The sequence below is a fragment of the Streptomyces sp. NPDC005393 genome, from assembly GCF_040606675.1.
In the GTDB taxonomy this organism is placed as follows: Bacteria; Actinomycetota; Actinomycetes; order Streptomycetales; family Streptomycetaceae; genus Streptomyces.
The window spans coordinates 230,896-251,821 of sequence record NZ_JBEXFG010000001.1 but is presented as its reverse complement, the minus strand read 5'-3'; the positions used below and the strand labels follow the sequence as shown (position 1 = coordinate 251,821).

Annotated in this window: 20 protein-coding genes; 8 read left to right on the top strand and 12 right to left on the bottom strand. The window is 71.6% G+C overall.

Annotated elements, in window-relative coordinates; all coding sequences use genetic code 11:
• Positions 1-127: 127 nt before the first annotated feature.
• Entirely contained in the window at positions 128-367 is a 240-nt protein-coding gene (locus ABZS71_RS01240) for a hypothetical protein (RefSeq protein ID WP_355854398.1), read from the bottom strand.
• Positions 368-527: 160 nt separating this feature from the next.
• Between ABZS71_RS01240 and ABZS71_RS01235 the strand changes: the two genes are divergently transcribed.
• Positions 528-1,298, top strand: coding sequence for an alpha/beta fold hydrolase (locus tag ABZS71_RS01235; RefSeq protein WP_356206487.1), 771 nt, complete (start codon positions 528-530; stop codon positions 1,296-1,298).
• A gap of 43 nt (positions 1,299-1,341) precedes the next feature.
• On the opposite strand, the gene ABZS71_RS01230 is transcribed toward ABZS71_RS01235, so the two are convergent.
• Together ABZS71_RS01230 and ABZS71_RS01225 are read right to left on the bottom strand one after the other, a co-directional pair.
• On the bottom strand, positions 1,342-1,728 hold the full coding sequence (locus ABZS71_RS01230; RefSeq protein WP_356206485.1) for a nuclear transport factor 2 family protein: 387 nt from the start codon (positions 1,726-1,728) through the stop codon (positions 1,342-1,344).
• 103 nt (positions 1,729-1,831) lie between these two features.
• Positions 1,832-2,359 carry a GNAT family N-acetyltransferase gene (locus ABZS71_RS01225; protein WP_356206483.1) on the bottom strand — a complete coding sequence of 176 codons (528 nt, stop codon included), beginning with the start codon at positions 2,357-2,359 and terminating at the stop codon, positions 1,832-1,834.
• A 261-nt stretch (positions 2,360-2,620) separates the two neighbouring features.
• Here ABZS71_RS01225 and ABZS71_RS01220 point away from each other — a divergent pair, with 261 nt between their 5' ends.
• Positions 2,621-3,166 carry an AAA family ATPase gene (locus ABZS71_RS01220; protein ID WP_356206481.1) on the top strand — a complete coding sequence of 182 codons (546 nt, stop codon included), beginning with the start codon at positions 2,621-2,623 and terminating at the stop codon, positions 3,164-3,166.
• Between the two features lie 187 nt (positions 3,167-3,353).
• Here ABZS71_RS01220 and ABZS71_RS01215 read toward each other — a convergent pair whose 3' ends face one another.
• Positions 3,354-4,463, bottom strand: coding sequence for a ferritin-like domain-containing protein (locus ABZS71_RS01215; RefSeq protein WP_356206479.1), 1,110 nt, complete (start codon positions 4,461-4,463; stop codon positions 3,354-3,356).
• Between the two features lie 190 nt (positions 4,464-4,653).
• Between ABZS71_RS01215 and ABZS71_RS01210 the strand changes: the two genes are divergently transcribed.
• From ABZS71_RS01210 to ABZS71_RS01195, 4 genes are all read left to right on the top strand, one after another.
• Positions 4,654-5,583, top strand: coding sequence for a diiron oxygenase (locus ABZS71_RS01210; protein WP_355854416.1), 930 nt, complete (start codon positions 4,654-4,656; stop codon positions 5,581-5,583).
• A gap of 30 nt (positions 5,584-5,613) precedes the next feature.
• Entirely contained in the window at positions 5,614-6,402 is a 789-nt protein-coding gene (locus tag ABZS71_RS01205; RefSeq protein WP_356206477.1) for a TetR/AcrR family transcriptional regulator, read from the top strand.
• A gap of 22 nt (positions 6,403-6,424) precedes the next feature.
• Entirely contained in the window at positions 6,425-6,691 is a 267-nt protein-coding gene (locus ABZS71_RS01200) for a hypothetical protein (RefSeq protein ID WP_356206475.1), read from the top strand.
• 138 nt (positions 6,692-6,829) lie between these two features.
• The gene (locus ABZS71_RS01195) at positions 6,830-8,047 is read left to right on the top strand and encodes a C40 family peptidase (RefSeq protein WP_356206473.1); all 1,218 of its coding nucleotides are present in this window, start codon (positions 6,830-6,832) and stop codon (positions 8,045-8,047) included.
• Between the two features lie 22 nt (positions 8,048-8,069).
• On the opposite strand, the gene ABZS71_RS01190 is transcribed toward ABZS71_RS01195, so the two are convergent.
• From ABZS71_RS01190 to ABZS71_RS01170, 5 genes are all read right to left on the bottom strand, one after another.
• Positions 8,070-9,329 carry a styrene monooxygenase/indole monooxygenase family protein gene (locus ABZS71_RS01190; protein WP_356206471.1) on the bottom strand — a complete coding sequence of 420 codons (1,260 nt, stop codon included), beginning with the start codon at positions 9,327-9,329 and terminating at the stop codon, positions 8,070-8,072.
• Positions 9,330-9,406: 77 nt separating this feature from the next.
• Positions 9,407-10,048: an ATP/GTP-binding protein gene (locus ABZS71_RS01185; protein ID WP_356206469.1), complete on the bottom strand. Its 642-nt coding sequence runs from the start codon at positions 10,046-10,048 to the stop codon at positions 9,407-9,409.
• Between the two features lie 13 nt (positions 10,049-10,061).
• On the bottom strand, positions 10,062-10,451 hold the full coding sequence (locus tag ABZS71_RS01180) for a DUF742 domain-containing protein (RefSeq protein ID WP_355854434.1): 390 nt from the start codon (positions 10,449-10,451) through the stop codon (positions 10,062-10,064).
• Positions 10,448-10,933 (bottom strand): roadblock/LC7 domain-containing protein, encoded by a 486-nt coding sequence (locus tag ABZS71_RS01175; protein WP_355854437.1) that lies wholly within the window; start codon positions 10,931-10,933, stop codon positions 10,448-10,450. Before ABZS71_RS01175 ends, ABZS71_RS01180 begins: the two co-directional genes overlap by 4 nt.
• The gene (locus ABZS71_RS01170) at positions 10,930-13,905 is read right to left on the bottom strand and encodes a nitrate- and nitrite sensing domain-containing protein (RefSeq protein WP_356206467.1); all 2,976 of its coding nucleotides are present in this window, start codon (positions 13,903-13,905) and stop codon (positions 10,930-10,932) included. Before ABZS71_RS01170 ends, ABZS71_RS01175 begins: the two co-directional genes overlap by 4 nt.
• Before the next feature lie 379 nt (positions 13,906-14,284).
• On the opposite strand from ABZS71_RS01170, the gene ABZS71_RS01165 reads away from it, so the two are divergent.
• Entirely contained in the window at positions 14,285-15,055 is a 771-nt protein-coding gene (locus ABZS71_RS01165) for a hypothetical protein (RefSeq protein WP_355854443.1), read from the top strand.
• Positions 15,056-15,186: 131 nt separating this feature from the next.
• On the opposite strand, the gene ABZS71_RS01160 is transcribed toward ABZS71_RS01165, so the two are convergent.
• Positions 15,187-15,717, bottom strand: a complete 531-nt coding sequence (locus tag ABZS71_RS01160; protein WP_356206465.1) for a MarR family transcriptional regulator — start codon at positions 15,715-15,717, stop codon at positions 15,187-15,189.
• 203 nt (positions 15,718-15,920) lie between these two features.
• Between ABZS71_RS01160 and ABZS71_RS01155 the strand changes: the two genes are divergently transcribed.
• Positions 15,921-16,763 (top strand): lysozyme, encoded by an 843-nt coding sequence (locus ABZS71_RS01155; RefSeq protein WP_356206462.1) that lies wholly within the window; start codon positions 15,921-15,923, stop codon positions 16,761-16,763.
• Positions 16,764-17,156: 393 nt separating this feature from the next.
• Here ABZS71_RS01155 and lon read toward each other — a convergent pair whose 3' ends face one another.
• Positions 17,157-19,583 carry an endopeptidase La gene (lon, locus tag ABZS71_RS01150; RefSeq protein ID WP_355854452.1) on the bottom strand — a complete coding sequence of 809 codons (2,427 nt, stop codon included), beginning with the start codon at positions 19,581-19,583 and terminating at the stop codon, positions 17,157-17,159.
• 310 nt (positions 19,584-19,893) lie between these two features.
• Positions 19,894-20,766, bottom strand: a complete 873-nt coding sequence (locus ABZS71_RS01145) for a rhomboid-like protein (RefSeq protein WP_356206459.1) — start codon at positions 20,764-20,766, stop codon at positions 19,894-19,896.
• Between the last annotated feature and the right edge of the window lie 160 nt (positions 20,767-20,926).

Here is a 20,926-nt window from a genome sequence, read left to right as displayed (position 1 = left end):
GCTGACCAACGGCCCCGCTGACGCTCGGCTGACGCCGAGCACGCCCGGACGGGTATCCGACCGGTCGGATACCGGGCACTCGGGCAACCGGGCAGAGGGCACAGCGCCCCCCGGGCGCTGCTCCTTCTCATTCCTCTTCCTCCTCGGGGAGGCTCTCCCACGCCTCACCCTTCCGGAACAGCTCGTACCCCTCCTCGTCCGCGATGGACTCCGCCTGGGCGCGGCTACGGACGGAGATCTCATAGGTGTGGCTGTCAACCGTCGCGTGGACGCCCTCGCCGTCGGTGATCGTTTCGATCGAGTGCGTCTCGTAGATGACGCGTCCCGGCTCGGTCTTACTCCAGACCACGTGCATGCTCACTGCCATCGGACCACTCCCGAAGACGAGTCCCCTGGTTTCAGGGTCTCATCTGCGCGCCGGGTGCACACGACCTGAATTTTCGCGGCTCGAGCCGGACCGTAGGGGATTCCTGGTAGGAAAGCGGTGATCGTTGGCCAGTGCCCCGAGCGGAAGGATCCACCCCACCATGACGAGCATCGCCCGTGGCGCCGGCGCCTGGGTCAGGCGCTACCAGGAGGCGCCGGACAGTGAGATACAGCTGCTCTGCTTCCCCTACGCCGGAGGATCGGCCAGCTACTTCTTCCCCCTGTCGAAGGCCCTGGCGCCATCGGTCGAGGTGCGCGCGGTGCAGTACCCGGGGCGGCAGGACCGCTACCGCGAGCCGTGTGTGGAGGATCTGCACACGCTCGCCGACGCCGTGGTCGAGTCGCTGCGGGAGATCGACGGCTTCTTCCACAAGCCGCTCGCGCTCTTCGGCCACAGCATGGGCGCCACGCTGGCGTACGAGGTGGCGCTGCGGCTGGAGGCGCTCGGGGTGACGCCCGCCGTGCTCTTCGCCTCCGGGCGGCGCGCCCCGTCCACCCACCGCGACGAGGCCGTGCGGCTGCGGGACGACGACGGGGTGGTGCGTGAGCTGCGGCTGCTGGACGGGACGAACGGGGCGGTGTTCCAGGACGAGGAGCTGCTGCGGATGGCCCTTCCCGCGATACGCGGCGACTACCACGCCATCGAGACGTACCGCTGTGTGCCCGGCGAGCGGGTCAGCTGCCCGATCACCGTGCTGACCGGGGACGCCGATCCGAGGACGACGACCGACGAGGCGCGTGCGTGGCAGGAGCACACCACGGGCGCGTTCGATCTCCAGGTCTTCCCCGGCGGGCACTTCTTCATCAATGAGCAGGTGCCGGTCGTGGTCAAGGCGGTGGCGGAGCGGCTGCGCGCCGTCCACGACGGGTAACGCGCTCCGGGCCCAGGTCCGCTCGACGAGCGCCGAGTGTTGCTCAGCCCTGGTCCGAGCGGACCGCCCGGACTTCCATGTGGGTGATCAGCCCGTCCCGGAAGGTGTAGACGTGCTCGACCGGCTCCTCGGCCCAGTGGTCGCCGTCGGCGTCGCGCAGTCCACCGCGCACCGTGGCGACGACGCGGCCGTCCGGGCCGAGGGCCAGCCCCTCCAGGGATACCAGCGGATGCCGGGCGTCGAACTGCGCTTGCCAGTACGCCTGTACCGCGGCGTGGCCGTGCAGACGGGTGTTGTCGGCGACGTTCGGCCAGTCCACCTCGGGGTGGAGGGCCTCGGCCATCATCGCGTCGACATCCTGTGTGTTGAAGACGTCGTACATCCGGCGCAGCAGGTCGGCGGCCTCCGCGGGCACGGGCTTGGTCATCATACGGCCACGCTAGCCAGCGCCCGTCGCCGTTGGCGGTGATTGCGCCGTCGGCGATCGTGTCCAGCCGAACGGGCGTCCCGGGCCCGCGGAGGTCAAGCGGAGGTCAAGGAGACAGCCCTTGGCGCACCTCCCGGCGCATACAGACCCGTCGCCAGCGGTCCAGGCCGTGGCCGGCCTCGCTGCGGCGGATCGCCCGCAGTCCGGGGGTCAGCTCGGCCTCGGTCAGCGTCCGGAAGCCGCAGCGCGCGGCGTAGTACGGCGCGTTCCAGGCCACGTCGACGAAGGTGGTCAGGGTCAGCGCCGGTACGCCCTCGGCGGCGGCCCGCGCCGCGGTGTGCTCGATCAGCGCCCGTCCGACACCGCGCCGGGCGCTGTCGGGGTGGACCGAGACCTGCTCGATATGCACGTTCCCGTCGACGGGGTCGGTGATCAGGTACGCCATCGCCCGGTCGGTGTCGTCCACCGCGACCCAGGCCCGTCCCGCCCGCTGGTAGTGGCCCAGCTCCTCCAGGCTCAGGGGCTCGTCGTCGGCGACTTCGTCCATCCCGATGTCCCGGAAGCACAGCCCGGCGGCGCGCTCTATGTCCTGGAGGACGGGGAGTTCCTCGATGGTGCTCGTTCGAATCCGCACGGCACCATCATCCTCCGGCGCGCCACAAAGAGGTGCCCCCACCGCCGTGGAGAGCACCCTTTGGCCGTTCCCTGAACTACCGGTGCCACCGGACCCAGGTCACCCCAACGGCCTCGGTGTTCCCGGTGGTACTGATCACGACGCCAACAAAGTCCGTGTCACGGCCCGGTGTTGGCGGTGTGGCGCCCGCGCCACGCGCCGGCTTCCGTAGGGTGGGCCCGGTGGCCCCGGTGGGCGGCGGCCGGGGAGCGGGAGCGGCGCGTGATCGTCTGGCTGAACGGCGCGTTCGGAAGCGGGAAGACCACCTTGGCCGCCGAGCTGAGCCGGCGGTGGCCCGAGGCGCTGGTGTACGACCCCGAGCGGATCGGCTATGTCCTGCGGGACATCGTGGCGGTGCCGACCGGGAACTTCCAGGATCTGCCGCTGTGGCGGCGGCAGGCGGCGGCCATGGCCATCGGACTGGCCGAGGAGTACGGGCGGCCGGTGCTGGCCCCGATGACGGTGGTCGATCCCGGCTACCTCGGCGAGATCTTCGGGGCGCTCATGGGCGCGGGCGTGACCGTCCACCACTTCTTCCTCAAGGTCTCCCCCGAGGTTCTGGAGCGCCGGCTCGACGCCCGCGTGGTCGCGCCCGGCGACCCCGAGCGCGACGAGGCCGCGCGGCGCTGGGGCAAGGAGCAGATCGCGCCGTGCACGGCCGCGGTGGACCGGATGCCCGGCGACACGGTGTTCCTGGACGGCGAGCGGCCGTCGCGGGAGCTCGCGGAGGAGGTGCTGGCACGTCTGGGCGTGGCGGCGGGCCCGTGACGCGGACCCGCCCGCCCGCAACCGTCCGCCGCTCCCCGGCCTCAGCCGTCCGCCGCTCCCCCGCCCGCAACCGTCCGCCGCTCCCCCGCCCGCAGCCGTCCGCGCTCCCCGGCCTTAGCCGTCCGCCGCGCCTCGCCATCAGCCGTCCGCCGCGCCTCCGCCGTCAGCCGTCCGCCGCGCCCTGCCGTCAGCCGTCCGCCGCGCCCTGCGCGATCGCCTCCTCGACCTCGCCCGTCCGCGCCGCCTCCTCCTCCGCGAAGCGCTGGGCGTCCAGCCGCTGGGCCAGCTCCTCGTCCTGGGCCATCAGCAGGTCGAGGTTGCTGTCGCCGAGCTCCAGCACGCCCATGTCGACGTACGCCCGCTGGAGTCGCCCACCCCACAGCCCGATGTCCTTGACGCACGGCACGATCCGGCTGAAGAGCAGCTTGCGGAACATGTGCAGATACGGCGACTGCTCGCTGAACTCCTCGGCCTCGGCCTTCGGGATGCCCAGGTTCTCCAGCACCTCGACCCCGCGCAGCCGGTCGCGCATCAAGTAGCAGCCCTCGATGACGAATTCCTCACGCTCGCGCAGCTCCGCGTCGGTCAGCTGCCGGTAGTAGTCGCGCAGCGCCATCCGGCCGAAGGCCACATGCCGGGCCTCGTCCTGCATGACGTACGCGAGGATCTGCTGTGGCAGCGGCTTGTCGGTGGTGTCGCGGATGAGGCCGAACGCGGCGAGCGCGAGGCCCTCGATGAGCACCTGCATGCCCAGATAGGCCATGTCCCAGCGGGAGTCGCGGAGGGTGTCGCCGAGGAGGGCCTGCAGGTTGTCGTTGATCGGGTACAGCATCCCGATCTTGTCGCGCAGAAAGCGGCCGTAGAGCTCGGCGTGACGCGCCTCGTCCATGGTCTGGGTCGCGGAGTAGAACTTCGCGTCGAGATCGGGCGCGGATTCGACGATACGGGCCGCGCAGACCATCGCGCCCTGTTCGCCGTGGAGGAACTGGCTGAACTGCCAGGAGGCGACATGGTGCCGCAGTTCGCCCTTGTCCCGGTCGGTCATCCGGTCCCAGTACCGGGTGCCGAAGAGGGCGAGCGACTCGTCGGGCGTGCCGAGCGGATCGTACGGGTCGACGTCCAGCTCCCAGTCGATCCGCTTGTTCGCGTCCCACTGCTTGTCCTTGCCCTTCTGGTAAAGGGCGAGCAGCCGGGCCCGGTTGTCGTCGTACTCCCAGCTGAATCGGGCGGCGCCGCCGGCCGGCACCTGCCACCTCGGGTCTCCGGGATCCATCGCGTAGAGCTCTTGCGTCGACACCGACGCCTCCTTCGCCTCGCTCCCCCGTGAACGGATGCGTACTCGGCAGGCTCACACGTCGGTTACCGAACGGTCAACAACACCTCCGAGGGATTGACGAGCTTACTGACACGCAGTCTCATAAGGTGTGTCCGCCGGTAACCGATCGATCCGGCGTTACGTCCGAGCCATCAGCGAGGTGCCCTCAGCGATGACGACCACGACCGAACCCCCCGCGCCCCGGGACGCGCTCGGGCTGATCAAGGACCGTGAGCGGGTGGCGGAGCGGCTGCTCCAGTCCTCCGCCAAGCACTCCTTCGACCCCGACGCCGAGCTGGACTGGGACGCACCCTACGAGCCGGGCAAGTGGTTCTGGCCGCCGGAGCTGGTCTCGCTGTACGGCACGCCGATGTGGCAGCGGATGTCGGAGGAGCAGCGCATCCTGCTCTCCCAGCACGAGGCCGCGGCGCTGGCCTCGCTGGGCATATGGTTCGAGATCATCCTGATCCAGCTGCTCACCCGCCATATCTACGACAAGCCCGCGACGAGCGCCCATGTGCGGTACGCGCTCACCGAGATCGCCGATGAGTGCCGTCACTCCAAGATGTTCGCGCGGCTGATCGCCAAGGGCGGCACCCCCGCCTACCCGGTCTCCCGGCTCCACCACAACCTGGGCCGGTTCTTCAAGACGTTCTCCACCACCCCCGGTTCCTTCACGGCGACGCTGCTCGGCGAGGAGATCCTGGACTGGATGCAGCGGCTGACCTTCCCCGACGACCGGGTGCAGCCTCTGGTGCGCGGGGTGACCCGGATCCATGTCGTGGAGGAGGCGCGCCATGTGCGGTACGCGCGCGAGGAACTGCGCCGCCAGATGCTGCGCGCGCCGCGCTGGGAGGCGGAGCTGACCCGCGTCGGCTCGGGTGAGTTCGCCCGTATCTTCTCGCAGGCGTTCATCAACCCCCAGGTCTATACGGAGGTCGGGCTCGACCGGCGTGCGGCCGTCGCCCAAGTGCGGGCGAGCGCCCATCGCCGCGAGGTGATGCAGACCGGTGCCCGGCGGCTGACCGAATTCCTCGATGACGTCGGCGTGATGCAGGGGTTGGGCCGCCGGCTGTGGAAGAGCTCCGGGCTGCTGGCGTAATCGGTTCCGGCGGCGGTTACGCTGCCAGGCATGACGACAGGCAGCGGCACCACCCCGGCGCCCCCGGAAGCCGCCCCCGCGCAGGCGGCGCCACCGGGGGCGGCGCCGCGCCGCGGGGCCTACCGCAGGCTCAGCGTCGAGGCGCGGCGCGCCGAACTGATCGACGCGGCGCTCGTTCTCTTCGCCCATCGCGCGCCCGAGGACGTGTCGCTGGACGATGTCGCCTCGGCCGCCGACGCCTCCCGCCCGCTCGTCTACCGCTACTTCCCCGGCGGCAAGCAGCAGTTGTACGAGGCGGCGCTGCGCAGCGCCGCCGATGAGCTGGAGCGGTGCTTCGAGGAGCCCCGCAGCGGCCCGCTCAGCACCCGGCTCAGCCGGGTGCTGGACCGCTATCTCGCCTTCGTCGACGAGCACGGCGCGGGGTTCAGCGCGCTGCTGCAGAGCGGCAGCGTCGTCGAGACCTCGCGGACGACCGCGATCGTCGACGAGGTGCGACGCGCGGCGGCCGAGCAGATTCTGCTCCATCTGGCGGTCAAGGAGCCCGGTGCGCGGCTGCGGATGATGGTGCGCACCTGGATCACGGCAGTCGAGGCGGCCTCGTTGATCTGGCTGGACGAGGAGAAGCAGCCGTCGGCCGGGGAGCTGCGCGACTGGCTCGTGGACCACTTCGTCGCCCTGCTGGCCGCCACCGCGGCGAGCGATCCACAGGCGGCGCGGGTGATCCGGGCCGCGCTCGCGGTGGAGCCGGCGCAGGGCCTGGTCGGCGCGCTCGCGCGCCGGGTGGTGCCGGTGCTGGGTGAGGCGTCGCATCTGCTGTGAGCGCTGCTGTGAGACTGGTGCGGTGAGAAGCGAGGAGACGCCCTTCGTGGGCGGGCCGCTGGACGGCCGGGTGCTTGCGGTGCTGGTCGGCGCCACCGGAGCGCCCCCGAAGACCTATGAGGTCCCGGTGGAGGACGAGGCGGGCGGACCGCCGACGGTGTACGTCTACCGCAGGGTCCCGGCCGGGATGTCGAAGCGGCTGGGTCTGATCCGGGGCTGGCGGTACGAGTACGACCCGGAAGGCACGCCGCGCTCCCGACCGAAGTGGCCGTGGTCCAAGCCGAGCTGACGGCGTGACGGAGCCACCACCGGACGGGTGACCGTATTGGTCCGACTCGCCCACAATTCTCCTGAAGATACGACCGTCATGTCACGATCCTGCTCAGCTGGACACCGGACAGAGGTGTCAGGAGCCGGAGGTGAGCTCGTGTCAGGACGCATCGTAGGCTCGGTCTGCGCGGCGGCGATCACCGCGGCCGCCGCACTCGTGCCGCCCCTCGCGGCGGCCACGGCGGCCGCCGCCCCCACCCGCCCCGAGGAGCGGTCCGTCTCCGAGCTGCTGACGCAGCTCAAGACGTTGTACCGGAAGGCCGAGGAGGCGACCGAGGCGTACAACGCGACCGAGGAGAAGCTGCGCGAGCAGCGCGAGAAGACCAGGGCGCTGACGGAGAACCTCGCCCGCGCCCGTACCGAGCTGGCCGACAGCCAGGAGGATGCGGGGCGGCTGGCCCGAGAGCAGTACCAGGGCCACACCCCGCTCGCCGGCTATACCTTTCTGCTGACCCTGCTCACCCCCCATCCGGAGGACGCCGCCGACGAGGAGCGCGAGCTCGACCGGGCGGCGGGCCGCGAGGCGGCCCTGATCGAACGGCTGACCAGGGGCGAGCGGCGGGCCGACACCGTCGCCACCAAGGCCCGCGCCGCGCTGGACAAACAGATGTCCCTGATGGCGAAGCGAAAGAAACAGCACGACAAGGTGAAAAAACGGCTCGCGACCATCGAAAAGACGCTCGCCTCGCTGAGCGCCCGCGAGATCACCCGGGTGGCGGAGCGCGAGCGCGAGGAGACCGAGACGGCGCAGCGCGAGCTGCTCGCCTCCGGAGCCCTCGGTGCGGCGAACGGCGCCGCCCAGGAGGCCGCTCACCCGCCGCCCGCCCCGGACACGCCGACCGCCGGCACCGGCCGGGGAACCGGCCGCCGCCCGACGCCCGTCCGGCCCGGCCGTCCGGGCCGGACGACGACCGGCACCACCCCACGCACCCCCAGGGCCTCGGCGGCGGCCGGCCAGCGGGCGCTGCGCTGGGCGCTCGACCAGATCGGCAAGCCGTACGTCTGGGGCGCCGAGGGGCCGGACTCCTTCGACTGCTCGGGGCTGACCTCCCAGGCGTGGGCGCACGCGGGGCGGATCATTCCGCGCACCAGCCAGGAGCAGTGGCGCCGGCTGCCCAAGGTGCCGCTCAGCCGGCTGCGCGTCGGCGACCTGGTGATCTACTACAAGGGCGCGAGCCATGTGGCGCTGTACGCGGGCGACGGCGAGGTGGTGCAGGCGCCGCGCCCCGGCCAGCGGGTGAAGCTCTCCCCGCTCGCCTCCAACCCGCTGCAGGGCGCGGTGCGTCCGGGGCCGGCCAGCGCGGCCAGGAACTGAACCGCGCCCGGGCCGCGTGCGGTCAGCCGACGGATTGGGCGGCGCCGACCTCCGCCAGATAGGCCGCCGTCTTCTCGGGCTCGTAGAAGAAGTTCTCGAAGTCGGAGGGGTCGTTGAAGCCGTTGGCGATGCGGTCCGCCACGGCGGGGAGGCTCATGCCCGCGCCCAGGAGGTTCACGATGTGCTCCGGCGGCGGCGCCAGCATCGCGTTCGTCCACTTGGTGACGTGGGCCGCGGTCTCCCAGTAGCGGTCGAAGGCCGCCCGCATCCACTGCTCGTCGAACGGCCGGCCGCCGTGCCGGACGATGCTCTCCAGGTACGACGCCGCGCACTTGCCCGCGGAGTTCGAGCCCTGTCCGGTGATCGGGTCGTTGGCGACCACGACATCGGCGACGCCGAGGACCAGACCGCCGCTCGGCAGCCGCCCGATCGGGTTGCGCACGGTCGGGGCGTACCGCCCGGCCAGCGTGCCGCCCGCGTCCGTCAGCTCGACCTTGGTGGCGCGCGCGTACTCCCAGGGCGTGAACCGCTCCATCAGCTCCAGCGTCCGCGCCAGATGCTCGGAGGGGTCGGTGATGCCCTGGAAGGCGTCGACCGGACCGCCCGGCACGCCCTCCCAGAAGAGGATGTCGGCACGTCCGGTGTTGGTGAAGGCCGGCATGACGAAGAGCTCGCCGACGCCGGGGACCAGATTGCAGCGCACCGCGTCGAAGTCGGGGTGCTCGGGGCGCGGGCCGAGGCCGTGCACATAGGCGACCGCGAGCGCGCGCTGCGGGGTGGCGTACGGGGAGCGGGCGGCGTCGCGGCCGAAGAGCGAGACGAGTTCGCCCTTGCCGGCGGCCACCAGCACCAGATCGTACTTCTTGGCGAAGACGTCCAGGTCGGAGACGGCCGCGCCGTGGATGACCACCTGGCCGCCACGCTGTTCGAACGCCTCCATCCAGCCGGCCATCTTGATCCGCTGGTCGACGGACTGGGCGTAGCCGTCGAGCCGGCCGACCCAGTCGATGGCCCGCGCGTGACCCTCGGGGGTCGGCGGTCCGGCGACGGAGACGCCGAGGCCCTGGATCCGCGGTGCCTGCTGTTCCCAGAAGTTGATCTTCAGGTCGCGCTCGTGCTGGAGCGCGGTGTGGAACATGCACTGGGTGGACATGACGCGTCCACTGCGGATCTCATCGGCCGTCCGGTTGGACATCAGGGTGATCTCGTATCCCCGGGACTGCAGCCCGAGGGCGAGTTGGAGCCCGGACTGCCCGGCTCCGACGATGAGTATCTTCCGCATGACTGTCGACTCTCCCTCAAGCTCAGACCAAAAAGAGGAGCGGAGTATTCCATTCCGCGAGCGGAGCTGAGGTTACGTCACTCAGGTGAGACGTCAACGGCGTGCCCCACCAATGCCAGCAGCGCGTCCACGACCGAGATCCGCTGACGCGCATCCATGATCACAACGGGTACATCCGCCGCCACGGAGAGCGCATCCCGTACGTCCTCGGGCTCATACCGCGGAGTCCCCTCGAAGTGGTTCACCGCCACCACATACGGCAGACCGAGGCTCTCGAAGTAGTCGAGCGCCGGAAAGCTGTCCTCGAGCCGCCGGGTGTCGGCCATCACCACCGCGCCGATCGCCCCGCGCATCAGGTCGTCCCACATGAACCAGAACCGCTGCTGGCCGGGGGTGCCGAAGAGATACAGCACAAGATCGGATTCCAGCGTGATCCGGCCGAAGTCCATCGCGACGGTCGTCGTCAGCTTCTCCGGCGTGGCCGCCAGATCGTCCACGTCCTCGCTGGCCTGCGTCATCAGCGCTTCGGTCTGCAGCGGCGTGATCTCCGACACCGAGCCGACGAAGGTCGTCTTGCCGACGCCGAAGCCCCCCGCTACCACGATCTTGGTGGCGATCGGCGCGCGCGAACGATCCGTCTGCCACCCCTGGAGCGCCTCCTCGGCGCCGGGTATCCCGGCCCCGGGTATCTCCGACTCTCTCGGCGATGTCACAGTCATCGTCGTCACCGACTCAGAGCCTGCGAAGTCCACTGAGCACCCTTTCGAGCAACGCGCGATCCGGCTGACCGGGGCTCCGCCCGGTGCCGTAGACGCGGATCTTTCCCTGATCGGCCAGGTCACTGAGGAGGACACGCACCACCCCGAGTGGCATCTTGAGCATCGCGGACACCTCCGCGACCGAGCGCATCCGGCGGCACAGGTCGATGATCTCCCTGATCTCCGGCAGCATCCGGGCGTTCAGCCCGCTGAGGGCCAGGTCGAGCCGTCCGTCCGGGGACTCCAGCGACGCCACGAAGGTCTCCACCAGCAGCACATGGCCGGAGCGGGTGCGGCCGCCGGTGAGCGAGTACGGACGTACCCGGCCGGGTTTGCGGTCGGGCCGGCGGGACAGGGCCGTCACTGCGCGGACTCCATGGACTTGCGGAGTTCACTGCGGAGTTCGGGGGTGAGCACATGTCCGGCCCGGCCCACGAACAGCGCCATATGGTAGGCGACGACGGTCATATCGCAGTCCGGGGTGGCATGCACCCCCAGCAGCGAGCCGTCGCTGATCGACATGACGAACAGACTGCCCTCGTCCATCGCCACCATCGTCTGCTTGACGCCGCCCGCGTCCATCAGCTTCGACGCACCGAGCGTCAGACTGCCGAGCCCCGAGACGATCGTCGCGAGGTCCGCACTGGAGCCCTTGGGGCCGTCCCGACCCACCGGACCGGCGGACCCGACGGCGTGCCGTGTGTCGGAGGAGAGCAGCATCAGCCCGTCGGATGACACGACGGCCACCGAGCGGACGCCCGGCACCTCCTCGACCAGGTTCGACAGCAACCAGTGCAGATTACGGGCCTCGGAACTCAACCCATAGGTACTACTGGGCGCATTCACCTGCGTGCCTCCTCAACCGTGCCGCCCTCGCCCTGCGCCCCCGTTTGACCTTCTTGTCCTGTGTGACCTGCTTGCTCCGCTTGCCGGTCGTCCGCCGCGATCTCGGCCTCGACGTCACGGCGTCCGTCGCGGGCACCGCGCTGGAAGCCGCCGAGTCGGCGCCGCAGTTCCTCCGCGTTCAGCGAGCCGGTCCGCTCCCGCGGATCGGGCTCGGGCAGCGCGAGATTCCTCGGCGTGCGTTTGGGCAGCCCCTTGTCGGTGCGGGGCCGCTCATCCGCCCGTGCGTGCTGATCGGGGCCGATGGCGTACGGATCCGGGGCGGGCGTACCACCGCCCTGGGCCGGACCCCAGGCGTCAGCGCCGACCGGGCGTATGCCGTGGCTGCCGAACCGCTGCTCATGGTCGTCCCGTTGGACGCCCAGCTCCATCGTCTGCTCGACGGCCGGTACATCCGGCTCGGCCGGTGGGGCCGATGGGGCCGTCGGGGCCGGGGCGCCGCCGGCGCCGGCCGGTGCGGCCTGGGCCGACGTCCGGGCGTGCTTCGGCAGGTTGGGCAGCTCGCCGCCGCTCCCCGGATGCGGATGGCCGCGCGGCGGCGTCGGCTCCATCGGGTACGCGCCGTCGGTGGCCGTGGCCTGCGCCCATCCCTCGCCGGGCGCGGCCCAAGGGGCGGACGCCTCGGCCTCGGAGGCCGTCTCGAAGGGCCCGGGCTCCGGAGCGCGCGGCTCCGGCTCCGCGACCGGCGCGGCCCCGACCGGGACCCCGGCGGCGGCCTCGGGCACGGCCTGGGTGGGTATCTCAGCGGATGCCTGGTCGCGCCGCGTACCGCCGGAGGCCGCCGAACGGTCGCGGGCGGCGAGGGCGTTGGAGTTGGCCTCGGCCTCCGAGCCCGGGAAGGCGGGCAGACGGGCGCCGCCGAGCGACGCGCCCACACCCACCGGCGGGGCGGGCGGCAGCCCGGCGCCGGGCGGACCGGCCGGGAGGATCTTGATCGGCAGAACGACGGTGGCCGCCACCCCGCCCGGCTTCTGCTCGCGCAGCTGCACCCGGACGCCGTGGCGCGCGGCGAGCCGGGTCACCACGTACAGACCGAGCCCCAGCGGATCCTCCGGCTGCGGGCCCTGGCAGTACTCCGGGACCGGGTCGGCGAGCCGGTTGTTGAGCTCCACGAAGCGCTCGGGCGTCATGCCGATGCCCTCGTCCTGGATGGAGAGCATGACCTCGCCGCTCTCCAGCAGCCAGCCGGCGACCTGGACCTGCGCGTCCGGCGGCGAAAACGATGTCGCGTTGTCCAGCAGCTCGGCGATCAGATGGCTGATGCTGTCCGCGGCGAACCCGGCGACCTGGGCGTGCGGCGGCAGCGCCTGGATCTGCACCCGGTCGTACCGCTCGACCTCGCTGATGGAGGCGCGCAGCACATCCAGCAGTGACACCGGGCCGGGGTGGGTGGCCTGGTTCTCGGAGCCCGCGATGATCAGGAGGTTCTCTCCGTAGCGGCGCATCCCGGTGGCCAGGTGGTCGAGTTGGAAGAGCGTCTCCAGACGGTCCGGGTCCTGCTCCGTCTCCTCCATGGACTCGATGACGGCCAGCTGCCGTTCGATCAGGCCGAGGGAGCGCAGCGCGAGACTGACGAAGCTGCCGTGCACCCGGGCCCGCAGGCCGCCCAGGCGGGTGGCGACCGCGTCCCGCTCCTCGCGCAGCCCGTCCGCCTCGTCGGCCAGCCGCTGCCGTTCGCCGACGAGCCGGGCGCGCTCGGCGTCGAGCCTCGTGGCGCGCTCCTGCGCGCGCACCGCCGCGGCGTGCAGCTCGTTGACGGAGCGTACGGCCTCCGCGAACTCGTCCTCGCGCCCCTTGAACGCGACCGGCTCCTCGGCCGCCGGATCGGCCGCGACCCGGCGGGCGCCGAGGCGCAGCGCGGCCAGCGGCCGGGTCATCGACCGGGCGCTGTGGACGCTGATGCCGAGGGCGAGCAGCAGCGCGCCGCCGACGAGGGCGATGCGCAGTTCAAGGGCGGTGACATCGTCGTCACGCAGCTGCGCGAGATGGGCCGCCTCGGAGGAGGCGAGCGCGGACTCGACGCCGCGCATCTGGTCGACTCGGGCGTTCAGACTCGACTCGACGCGGCCGTCGTCGAGGAAGAAGTCATTCCCCGCGAACCGGTCCTGGTCGGTGAGCCGGGCGATATAGCGCTCGGCGTCGGTGACTTCGGTGCCGTTGACGGTGCGGTCGTAGCGGTCGCGCACCGAGGCCGGGGCGAGCTCCCGGAAGTCGGCGAGCGCGGACTGCTCGCGCACATTGGTCCGCTGGGCGGCCGTGACCAGCTTGGACTGGCCGCCGCCCGCGGCGAGCGCGGCGAGCAGCAGCCCGCGGGTGGCCGACGCCTCCTCGGCGCCGCGACCGAGCGGGGCCAGCGCGGCGGTGGCGCCGGAGTCGGCGTCGGCCGGGAGCTTGCGGGCGAGGGTGTCGGCGATGCCGTTCAGCGCCTGGACGGCCTTGGTGTACGAGGTGAAGACGTCAAGCGCCGAGCCATGGCCGCTCAGCGCCTGCTGACGCAGTCCGGGGAGGTCGTCGAGAAGCCGCCGGACCGTGGCCGGGACCTCTCCACGCACCTCCTTGACCTGCCGGTCGACCCGGGCGCGCATGCTCTCCGAGACCCCGCCGCCGGACGCGGTGGTGCGCCCGTCCGCGACATACCGCGTCATGGCGTCGCGCTCATCGGCGAGGGAATGCGCGAGGGCCACCGCACCGCGGTTGGTCTCGGCGAGGTCGACGAGGCGCTGGGCGTCGGTGGTGTCGTCCAGGGCCAGGACGACGGCGGGCGCGCCGGCCCCGAGGACGGCCACGGAGACGAGGGCGACGGACGCGGCCAGTCGATTACGGACGCGTGCGGTGCGCCGCTGCGGCGCCTCCTGTTGCTGGCGTGACTCGCCATTCTGTTCGCGGTTGCTGCCCCGAAGCCACTTCTTCCGCACCGGTGCTCACAATCTTTTCTCGCCCGACCGCTGGGCTATCCAGAGGTGACGACGGATCAACAATTGTGTTTCCCCACCTCTGGTAGGGATTCCGACCCTTTCAGGACGGCTCTGGGGCGGGCATGCATCATCCACCCGGCCACCCGAACGAGTGAACCGCATTGCGTAGTTGACCACCAACTTTTGGCGCGGGCCACATCCTCCCGCCGCCTTTCACGGGCTGGAAAAGGATTGGTCATCCTGGCAGGATGCGCGCCCACGCCTTCCCAAGAGGTGTCAATTCCTCCCCAATCCGGCATGCGTCAGCCTGGTATGGACCAAGACCGGCCCTAACCCTGGGTAACGGCGCTGAGCAGCGCCGATCCGGCAGACTGACTCCATGCGCATCGAACTCGCGACCGCACCCGGCGATCATCAACTGCCCAATGAGGACTACGCGTCAGTAGCCCTACCAGCGTCGGGGGGCGGCGGTGCCCTGGTGGTGCTGGACGGAGTGACGCCACCCGAGGGCGACGACGGATGCGTCCATGGCGTGCCCTGGTTCACCGCACGGCTCGGCGGAGCGCTGCTCGAACTGTCCGGTTCGCGACGGGATATGCCCCTGGCAGAGTGCCTCTCCGAGGCGATCAGGCGTACCGCCGAAACACACCGTTCAACCTGTGACCTTTCTCACTCGCTCACACCCCAGGCAACCGTGGTCACGGTGCGCTGGGACGTGCGGCGGGTCGAGTATCTGGTGCTCTCCGACTCCGCGTTGCTGATCGAGCGGAGCCACGGCGGGGTGACCCCGGTGCTTGACGACCGCATTGACCAGCTACGGGCCGCCGGTCGCCGGCTCGCCCCGCTGCGCAATGCGGAGGGCGGCTTCTTCACCGCCGCCGCCGACCCCGACGTCGCCCATAAGGCGGTCGTGGGCGAGATTCCGCGCACCGAGGTACGGGCGCTGGCGGCGCTCACCGACGGGGCGTCGCGCTGGGTGGAGGTGTTCGGCGAGGGCGACTGGGCCGCGTGCTTCGCGCTGCTGCGCAAGGAGGGCCCGCAGGCGCTGATCGACCGGGTGCGGGCGGCGGAGCACTCCGATCCGGACAGGACGGCCTTCCCGCGGGGCAAGGCGCACGACGACGCGGCGGTCGTCTTCGTCGAGCCGTAAGGGGGCGGGGCCGGGAGAGGGCGCCCCATAAGAGCGGCGGTCGCCGCCGTATCCACGGGCGCCGTAACGCCGTTGCCACACCCGCGTCGCCGGATCCACGGAGCTCGTCGATCCTGGCGTGTATGAGCGCCCTACTCGTCGCCTGCGCGGGCCGTCCGACCTCGGTCGTCGGCCTCCTGCTCCCGGTTCAACCGGTGCAGCAGCCTGGCGAGTTCGGCGACCTCGCTGCGCTCCCAGGAGGCGAGCCGGCGGGCATACCGCGCCCGCCGGGCGACCCGGACGGAGCGGAAGCGGGTCCGGCCCTCGTCCGTCAGCTGCACCAGAGACGCCCGGCCGTCCGCCGGGTCGGGCGTCCGCGCCACCAGACCGAGCCCCTCCAGCGCACGCAGCTGACGGCTCATCGTCGCCTTGCCGACGCCGATATAGGCCGCGAGATCCGTGGCCCGCTGCGCGCCCGCGTCCTCGAGCCGCATCAGAAGCCCATAGGCGGCGGATTCCAGGTCGGGATGGACTTCCCGGGCCAATTCACCCGAAGCGGCGCGGGCCCGGCGGAGGAAAAGCGCCAATTCGCGCTCCAGAGCCAGGAATGCATGATCTACGCCAATTCCGCCCGCGGTACCGCCCTCACCCTGCGCGGGGGGCGTTGGCCCGGTGTTGTGCACGTCAGAGCCCTCTCCGGATTTTCACATCGTGAAAGTTTCTTGCACGCACGGCTGTTACCGCAGCTCCACCAGTATTTCGCAGGATTAGACCAACGGCATCACACCCTCCCCCTTCCATGCACCTATCTACGCCCGTAGCGTCTTTCTGACATGGCCATTCCAATCGCATGTCCCTCTCCCCACCGAGGCTTCGGAGGCACGCCATGCCTGTGCACAGATCTGGTTCGGCCCGACGCGCCCTCAGCGCGCTGATCGGTCTTCTCGCCGCTCTCCTCACCGCTACCTTCGCCCTGCCCGGTTCGGCATTCGCCGCCCAGGGCGCGAAGGCCATCCCCCACCCCGAGGACGACTGGGCGGGTTCGCAGATACTCAAGCACGAGGGCGCGTCCCTGTCCGATGAGGAGCCCTCGGGGCTGCTTGCCACCGTCGAGGGCGTGGACGTCAGCAGCCACCAGGGCAATGTCGCCTGGTCGACGCTCTGGAGCAGCGGAGTCCGGTTCGCCTATGTGAAGGCGACCGAGGGCACCAGCTACATCAACCCGTACTTCGCGCAGCAGTACAACGGCTCGTACAACGTCGGCATGACCCGCGGGGCGTACCACTTCGCCCTGCCGGACAACTCCAGCGGCGCCGCACAGGCCAACTACTTCGTCGACCATGGCGGCGGCTGGACCAAGGACGGCAAGACGCTGCCGGGCGCCCTCGACATGGAGTACAACCCCTACGGCGCGACCTGTTACGGGAAGAGCGCCAGCGCGATGGTGAGCTGGATCAAGGACTTCACCACCACCTATAAGTCGCGCACCGGCCGCGACCCGGTGATCTACACCTCCACCAGCTGGTGGAAGAGCTGCACGGGCAACTCCAGCGCCTTCGGCAGCGTCAACCCGCTGTGGATCCCCCGCTACGGCTCATCCGTCGGTGAGCTGCCGGCGGGCTGGGGCTTCCACACCATCTGGCAGTACACCTCGACGGGTCCGACGGTCGGCGACCACGACCAGTTCAATGGCGCGATGGACCGGCTGCAGGCGCTCGCCAACGGCTGAGGCCCACCGCTGAGACCACCTACCCCCCACATCTGATGGTCTCCTCGCCCTCCGGTGTACGGACAGGTCTGCCTGTACACCGGAGGGCATCGGCCGTCCTCGGCCGTGTCCCGTGTCCGCCCCGAGGAGCCTGACCATGAGCTGCGCCCGCCCCTCCGCCCACGACCGGATCCTGTCCACCGCGACCGGGCCGATCCGGAGGCGTCCCTGTTGGAACGAGGCAGCGTGCGTCAGTCCCTGCCATCTCCGCGATGGTTACCGTGCCGCTCCTCCCCGCCGCACACTCGAACCGCATGCGACCGGTTAGTCCGGCGATACGCACGGCCGACAGGTCACGCGTGGCCCGGAACCCCGTTCGACCGGGGTCCCGGGCCGGCGCACCGGCAGCGTCCGTCACGCCGCCACCGGAACCTCCGGGGCGGCCGTCGAGGCGGGTTCGAGGGCCAGCTCCAGGACCTGGCGAACGTCCGAAACCGGGTGGACGTCGAGCTTCTCCAGGACCTCGGCGGGGACGTCGTCCAGGTCGGGCTCATTGCGCTTGGGGATGATCACGGTGGTGACCCCAGCCCGGTGCGCCGCCAGCAGCTTCTGCTTGACGCCGCCGATGGGCAGCACCCGCCCGGTCAGGGACACCTCGCCCGTCATCGCCACCTCGGGCCGCACCTGACGGCCGGAGAGCAGCGAGGCCAGGGCCGTGGTCATGGTGATGCCCGCGCTGGGCCCGTCCTTGGGGACCGCGCCCGCCGGGACGTGGAGGTGGATGCCGCGCTCCTTCAGATCGCCGACCGGCAGTTCCAGCTCCGCGCCGTGGGAGCGGAGGAAGGAGAGCGCGATCTGGGCGGACTCCTTCATGACGTCGCCGAGCTGACCGGTGAGGCTCAGCCCCGCGCCGCCCGTCTCCGGATCGGCCAGCGACGCCTCGACGAAGAGCACATCGCCGCCCGCGCCCGTGACCGCGAGCCCGGTCGCCACGCCGGGGACGGCGGTGCGGCGCTCGGCCGGGTCCTGGGCGGACTCGGGGGTGTGGTGCGGCCGCCCGATCAGCGGGCGCAGCTCGTCCACGCCGACCGTGAGCGGCAGCTCGCGCTCGCCCAGCTCATGCTGGGCCGCGACCTTCCGCAGCAGCCGGGCGATGGACCGCTCCAGGGTCCGTACGCCCGCCTCCCGGGTGTACTCGCCCGCGAGCCTGCGCAGCGCCTCGTCCGCCACCACGACCTCGCCCGGCTCCAGGCCGGCGCGCTCCAGCTGCCGGGGCAGCAGGTGGTCGCGGGCGATGGTGACCTTCTCGTCCTCGGTGTAGCCGTCGAGGCGCACCAGCTCCATACGGTCCAGCAGCGCTTCCGGGATGGCCTCCAGGACGTTGGCCGTCGCGAGGAAGACGACGTCGCTCAGGTCGAGCTCGACCTCGAGGTAGTGGTCGCGGAAGGTGTGGTTCTGCGCCGGGTCCAGGACCTCCAGCAGGGCCGCGGCCGGGTCGCCGCGGAAGTCGGAGCCGACCTTGTCGATCTCGTCGAGGAGGACGACCGGGTTCATGGAGCCGGCCTCCTTGATGGCCCGTACGACGCGACCGGGCAGCGCGCCCACGTAGGTGCGCCGGTGGCCGCGGATCTCCGCCTCGTCGCGGACGCCGCCGAGCGCGACGCGGACGAACTTCCGCCCCATCGCGCGCGCGACGCTCTCGCCCAGGCTGGTCTTGCCGACGCCGGGCGGCCCGACGAGCGCGAGCACCGCGCCGCCGCGACGGCCGCCGACGACCCCGAGCCCCCGGTCGGCACGGCGCTTGCGCACCGCCAGGTACTCGGTGATGCGCTCCTTCACGTCGTCCAGGCCCGCGTGGTCGGCGTCGAGCACGGCCTTGGCGCCCCGGATGTCGTACGCGTCCTCGGTGCGCTCGTTCCAGGGCAGCTCCAGGACGGTGTCCAGCCAGGTGCGGATCCAGCTGCCCTCGGGACTCTGGTCAGAGGCCCGCTCCAGCTTGTCGACCTCCTTGAGGGCCGCCTCGCGGACCTTGTCCGGCAGATCGGCGGCCTCGACCCGGGACCGGTAGTCGTCAGCCTCGTCAGCCTCGCCCTGGGTTCCGCCGTTGAGCTCCGCCAGCTCCTTACGGACCGCCTCCAGCTGGCGCCGCAGCAGGAACTCGCGCTGCTGCTTGTCGACGCCCTCCTGGACGTCCTTGGCGATCGACTCGGCCACGTCCTGCTCGGCGAGGTGGTCGGTCAGCCAGGTGACGGCCAGCTTGAGCCGGGCCACGGGGTCGGTGGTCTCCAGCAGCTCGACGCGCTGGGCGGCGGAGAGGAAGGGGGAGTAGCCGGAGTTGTCGGCGAGCTGCGAGACGTCGTCGATCTGCTGCACCCGGTCCACGACCTGCCAGGCGCCGCGCTTGCGCAGCCAGCTGGTGGCCAGCGCCTTGTACTCCTTCATCAGCTCGGTGACGGCACCGGGCAGCGGGTCGGGCACGATCTCCTCGACCTGGGTGCCCTCCACCCACAGCGCGGCCCCGGGCCCGGTGGTCCCGGCCCCTATGCGGACGCGCCGTACGCCGCGAATGAGCGCACCGGGGTCCCCGTCGGAGAGCCGGCCCACCTGCTCCACGGTGCCGAGCGTGCCGATGGCGGCGTACGTCCCGTCGATCCGCGGCACCAGCAGCACCCGCGGCTTCCCGCTCCCGTCCCCGCTGGAGCGCGCGGCGGCCTGCGCGGCCTCCACCGCGGCGCGCACCTCGGCATCGGAAAGGTCCAGTGGCACCACCACGCCAGGCAGTACCACCTCGTCATCGAGAGGCAGCACGGGCAGGGTGAGCGGTGTGGGCAGCGAAGCCATGATCTCCCCTTCGGCAGGCAAGTTGAGCTATGCAGACTCAATGTCCACACAATGCGCTGCGGGACTCCGGTGTTCCCGGACGTCTGTTCGCTGTGAGCGATCAGACCCGGAGCAGAGCGTGAACCGCCGGCCGGCCCCCGAGCGATAGAGGGGCGTGAGACTGTTCCGGCCCATGGGGGCAGACCGAAGCGACGCGGAGTTGCCGCGCGCCGTCGCGAAGGGGGACGCGGACGCGCTGGCCGCTCTGGCCGGGGCCGCGGCGGGCGGCAAGGTGGACGGCGGGCGGGGCCTTCGCCCTGGGCGCGGCGGGCTACCCGATGCGCGGGGCGCGTTCGGAGGGACCGGCGCCGCGGCGTTGAGCGACGCGGCGGACGTACGGCCGGCAGGCGACGCCGGTCAGTAGGGCGAGGGCGTGGCCCCCGTCCGTGAGCGGGTCGAAATCCACCAGGCTCCCGACGACGACCGCCAGCCCGACCCCGCCGACCAGGGCCCACCGCAGCCGGGGCCGCAGCAGCCCCGCGAGGGCGCCCGCGCAGGCGATCAGTCCGTAGCTGACGCCGTAGTCGAGGCGGCGCAGAGAGCTGTCCGGGAGCCGGCCGACCGCGACGGACGCTCCCACCGGAAGCTCGGTGAGGAGCGTCGCGAGGACATGGCCGAGCAGAAACACCCCGGCGGTGCGGAGTCCGCCGATGCGGCGCTCGAGCGCGGTGAGCACGAGGAGGAAGGCGAGCAGATACGGCGAGCTGATGCCGCCCACGATCCACAGCGCGCTGGCGAGCAGCGTCAGCAGCGGCCGCTCGGACAGATGGGACACATCGGTGCTGGAGCTCGTGAGCAGGTCATGGACGGTGCCGGGGTCGCCGAGGTAGGCGAAGAGCCCGGTGCCGAGGAGGACGAGCGAGTAGCAGAGGGTGAACGGCGCCGCGGTGAGGGTGGGCACCAGTCGCCGTAGCCGGGCCGCTGTGGGCGACGGGCGGCGCCCGCGCGCCGGAGTCTGCGGCGTACTGGCCCCGACGGCGACGGGCCCCGCCCGGCCGGGCACCCCCGGGCCGGGCACCCCCGGGCCGCGCACCCCCGGGCCGCGCACCGCCGGGCCGGCGGTCCGGCTTCGGCGGGGCGTCGCCGGGTCGGCGTTGTCGGCGGTGTCGGCGGTGTCGGCGGTGTCGGCGGTGTCGGCGGCCATGCTCGGGCTCGCATCGCCGTCAGCCGCCGGACGGACGCCGGGGACGGTCGGGCCCCGGTCAGGGGTGGCCGGGGCCCGTACGGAAGCGGCTGGGCGCCCCTCGGCGGAGGCAGCCGGGCCCCGGCCAGACGCGCCCGGACTCCCATCAGTGGCCTTGTCG

Coding starts and splice junctions, on each gene's coding strand:
- ABZS71_RS01185 (WP_356206469.1), bottom strand. CDS start 10,048: ATGACTGTGACATCGCCGAGAGAGTCGGAGATACCCGGGGCCGGGATA.
- ABZS71_RS01230 (WP_356206485.1), bottom strand. CDS start 1,728: ATGATGACCAAGCCCGTGCCCGCGGAGGCCGCCGACCTGCTGCGCCGG.
- ABZS71_RS01155 (WP_356206462.1), top strand. CDS start 15,921: ATGCCTGTGCACAGATCTGGTTCGGCCCGACGCGCCCTCAGCGCGCTG.
- ABZS71_RS01190 (WP_356206471.1), bottom strand. CDS start 9,329: ATGCGGAAGATACTCATCGTCGGAGCCGGGCAGTCCGGGCTCCAACTC.
- ABZS71_RS01205 (WP_356206477.1), top strand. CDS start 5,614: ATGACGACAGGCAGCGGCACCACCCCGGCGCCCCCGGAAGCCGCCCCC.
- ABZS71_RS01145 (WP_356206459.1), bottom strand. CDS start 20,766: ATGGCCGCCGACACCGCCGACACCGCCGACACCGCCGACACCGCCGAC.
- ABZS71_RS01165 (WP_355854443.1), top strand. CDS start 14,285: ATGCGCATCGAACTCGCGACCGCACCCGGCGATCATCAACTGCCCAAT.
- ABZS71_RS01235 (WP_356206487.1), top strand. CDS start 528: ATGACGAGCATCGCCCGTGGCGCCGGCGCCTGGGTCAGGCGCTACCAG.
- ABZS71_RS01240 (WP_355854398.1), bottom strand. CDS start 367: ATGGCAGTGAGCATGCACGTGGTCTGGAGTAAGACCGAGCCGGGACGC.
- lon (WP_355854452.1), bottom strand. CDS start 19,583: ATGGCTTCGCTGCCCACACCGCTCACCCTGCCCGTGCTGCCTCTCGAT.
- ABZS71_RS01210 (WP_355854416.1), top strand. CDS start 4,654: ATGACGACCACGACCGAACCCCCCGCGCCCCGGGACGCGCTCGGGCTG.